The organism is Saccharothrix coeruleofusca, assembly GCF_014648515.1.
In the GTDB taxonomy this organism is placed as follows: Bacteria; Actinomycetota; Actinomycetes; order Mycobacteriales; family Pseudonocardiaceae; genus Actinosynnema; species Actinosynnema coeruleofuscum.
Genome location: NZ_BMRG01000002.1, coordinates 115,013 through 115,475 on the forward strand (window position 1 = coordinate 115,013; position 463 = coordinate 115,475).

1 protein-coding gene is annotated in these 463 nt (G+C 79.5%); it reads right to left on the reverse strand.

Features of this window, described 5'->3' with window-relative positions; genetic code table 11:
• On the reverse strand, positions 1-463 hold a 463-nt coding region (locus tag IEZ00_RS36215), incomplete at both ends, for an MFS transporter (RefSeq protein WP_229795103.1).

Here is a 463-nt window from a genome sequence, read left to right on the forward strand (position 1 = left end):
GGACCGGGCCACCACCAGCGGATCAGGCCGCAGGAACCCCAGCACCACGACCGCGGCCGTGGCGAACACGACCGCCGACAGCAGGTACGGCCCCGCGCCGACGGGCAGCCCCAGCAGCACCGCCCACCGGCCGGCGGGCTCGGCCAGGTTCGGCCCGAGGACCGCCCCGAACGTCGCCGCCCACACCACCAGCGCAAGCGACCGGGCCCGCTGCCGGGGCGGTGCCAGGTCGGCCCCGGCGTACCTGGCGGCCAGGTTGGCGCTGCCCGCCGCGCCGAACAGCACCAGCGCGGGCAGCAGCAGCTGCCAGGAACCCAGCACCACCGCGCACGCGGCCACCAGCGCCCCCGCCGCGCCGATGCCGTAGCCCGCGACCAGCGCCGGGCGACGCCCGTACCGGTTCGCCACGCGCGCCGCGGGCAGCGCGAACAGCGCCGCGCCCAGCACCGCGCCGGTCTGCGCC